The sequence below is a fragment of the Methylobacterium sp. genome (assembly GCF_019750675.1).
Classification (GTDB): domain Bacteria; phylum Pseudomonadota; class Alphaproteobacteria; order Rhizobiales; family Beijerinckiaceae; genus Methylobacterium.
In genome coordinates, this window is record NZ_JAIEOF010000465.1 from 1 (window position 1) to 2639 (window position 2639).

The following is a 2639-nucleotide window of genomic DNA, read 5'->3' on the forward strand; positions in this document are numbered from 1 at the left end:
CGCCGTCGTCGTGGCGCATGACAGCGCCGAGCGCCTGCCGGCCTGTCTGAGCGCCCTCGCGGCCGAGCACGTCCCGGCCCTCGTGGTGGACAATGCGAGCCGGGACGCCTCGGTGGCCGTGGCCCGCGCGGCCGGGGCCGAGGTGGTGGAGAACCCCCGCAACGAGGGGTACGGCCGCGCCAGCAACATCGGCGTGGCGGCGGCCCGGCGCGCCGAGCGCGTCCTGATCCTCAACCCGGACGTGGTCCTGCGGCCGGGCGCCGTGGACGCGCTGCTGGCCGCCGCGCGCGCCTACCCCGATGCGGGGCTGCTCGCGCCCCGGCTGGTCGAACCGGACGGGCGCGTCTTCTTCCAGCCGCGCTCGCTCCTCTCACCCTATCTGGCGAACCCGCAGGGTCGGCGCGCCCCGCCGGAGGGAGACGTCTGCGCGCCCTTCCTCTCCGGAGCCTGCCTGATGCTGCGCCGCGACCTCTTCCTGGCCCTGGGCGGCTTCGATCCCAACATCTTCCTGTTCTACGAAGACGACGATCTCTGCCGCCGGATGGCGGATGCGGGCCATGGCCTCGTGCATGTCCACGCCGCGCAAGCCGTGCACGAGCGCGGGTGCTCCTGCGCGCCGGAGCCCGGCCGGGTGTTCCGCACGCGCTGGCACCAGGCTTGGTCGCGGGCCTATGTCTGCGCCAAGTACGGCCTGTCCGATCCGAGCCTCGGCATGCTCGCGATCAACCTGCCGAAGGCGGCCCTGACCGGCCTCGCGCTCCGGCCCCAGCGCTTCGAGCGCTATGCGGGCTCCGCCGCCGGCGCCCTCGCGGCCCTGCGCGGACTCAGCGCCCTCGCCCGCGAGGGCCTGTCTCCGTGACGACGCATCTGACACCCGTCGACGCGATCGCGCGTGCCGTCGACCTCCTCGTCGCGCGGGGATTCGTCGTGGTCGCCCGCAACACGCGGGGCGACAGCGTCTACCTCAAGCCCGACGCCTGCGCCTTCGCCTTGCGCGTCTCGAACCATGTCCGCACCCCGAAGCAGCGCCGGAATCACCCGGACGCCATCACCAGCCTCGTCCTGCGCGACCCGACCTCCGAAGCCGCGCTGGTGGAGTCGGTGGCCGTGGCGTTGCGGAATTTTGCCGGTGAGCGAGCGAAGCGGGACCGGGCGCGCAGCCGAGACGCAGAATGCCCGAACCGGTTTTTGATGAAAAGCCTATAATGGGTTTTTATTGACATCTGTGGAAGATGTGGACTGGTCGCTCGATCTCTCGAAAGCACCGCCCATGTCGCTGTCAGGCCGTCAGGGTTCAGAATTCAAGAAGCTCTCATGTGACCTCGCAGCCCTGAGGGTCGAGGCCGGACTGCTCCGCGTCGAGCATCTCCTCTCCCGGAAGTACGATCCCGACCAGCCCCGGACACCGGCCGGCCAGACCGGGGCGGGGCAATGGACCTCTGGACACGATGGGCAGGACGTCGTCACCGACGATGGTTCGCGGGTGCTCTCGCTGCGGATTCGCAGCCGGCCGTCCGAGACCTGGGACGAGCAGCACACGGTCGTCGCACCGGACGGCACCCGGACCGTATTCGAGATGGAGGGGCGGACCCAGACCGTCCGCGATGGCGAGACGGGAGAGATCCTGTCGCGCGGTACCCTGGTCGATGGGAAGGTGGAGGCGGACGCCTTCGTTCAGAGCGCGAGGACCCTGAGTCCGTCTCCCGCACGGCGCGTAACCGCGGTCGAAGCGGCCTTGTCACTCTTCAGAGTGCTGTCTCAGCGGATTGGCGCCGGTCCAGCGCTCTTCGTCGCACCAGCCAGCGAATACGAGCGCAGTGGTGATGCATCCGCCGGAGCGACCTGGGTCGGTGAAGTGGAGCGGGCCGATCTGGATCTCGCCTGCCCACGCCACGGCGAAGTGCAATCCCTGCTGGACAGGACGATGGCAAGCGTCACGTCATCCGGGTTATACCTGACACCACAAGCTGTGGGTACGCGTGTTCACACTCTGATGGCCCAGGATATCAATTCGCGCAATGATCCGAAGTTTGTGGCTGAGGTATCATACAGTAAAAAAATCGAAGATATTTCAAGGCGCGGAGTTAAAGACACTGTAAGAATTGATGTTCTCGAAGAATCAAATCCATCTACGGTTTGCATTTATGATCCGAAGACAGGAAAAAGGGGGATCGAGCCGAGAGTTGCGAACGATTATGCCGCGGCTGCGATGCGAAATTTCCCGCATGCGAAGCGTTTCATACTTATCGAGGTGAAGCCGAACCCATGACGACCGCCCGTCAGGCGCGAACCATCTTCCGTCCCCTGGCCGACCGCCACGGCGATTTCGCCTATACCGGCGGGCGCGAGCTCTGGCTCGCGCCGATTCATCACACGGTGTCGCGGGTCTTCGTGGATCGCTCGTACGAGCGGGGTGTCTTCCGGATCGGGTGGTCGATCGTACCGACCTTCGTGCCAGTGCCGAGCTTGTCCGATATCATCGGATCCTGCTGGAGGCACCTCTATCCACCTCACGAAGGCGGGTCTCCGTACTGGCACTGGTCCGATCCCGTTACGGTGGAAGCCGCGTGGTCCGTGATCGAGGCCGAAGCCCTGCCGCTGCTCCGGTCGATCGACACTCTCGAACGATGGGCGGCCTT

General features: G+C 66.5%; 4 protein-coding genes. All 4 read left to right on the plus strand.

Annotated elements, in window-relative coordinates; genetic code table 11:
- A partial coding sequence (locus K2X24_RS24175) for a glycosyltransferase family 2 protein (RefSeq protein WP_292501919.1) occupies positions 1-859 on the plus strand: 859 nt, incomplete at its 5' end.
- Positions 856-1206 (plus strand): hypothetical protein, encoded by a 351-nt coding sequence (locus K2X24_RS24180; RefSeq protein ID WP_292501920.1) that lies wholly within the window; start codon positions 856-858, stop codon positions 1204-1206. The genes K2X24_RS24175 and K2X24_RS24180, both read left to right, overlap by 4 nt.
- A gap of 28 nt (positions 1207-1234) precedes the next feature.
- A complete protein-coding gene (locus K2X24_RS24185; RefSeq protein ID WP_292501922.1) occupies positions 1235-2269 on the plus strand; it encodes a hypothetical protein in 1035 nt (344 codons plus the stop codon).
- The coding region (locus K2X24_RS24190; protein ID WP_292501924.1) for a hypothetical protein at positions 2266-2639 on the plus strand (374 nt) is incomplete at its 3' end. The genes K2X24_RS24185 and K2X24_RS24190, both read left to right, overlap by 4 nt.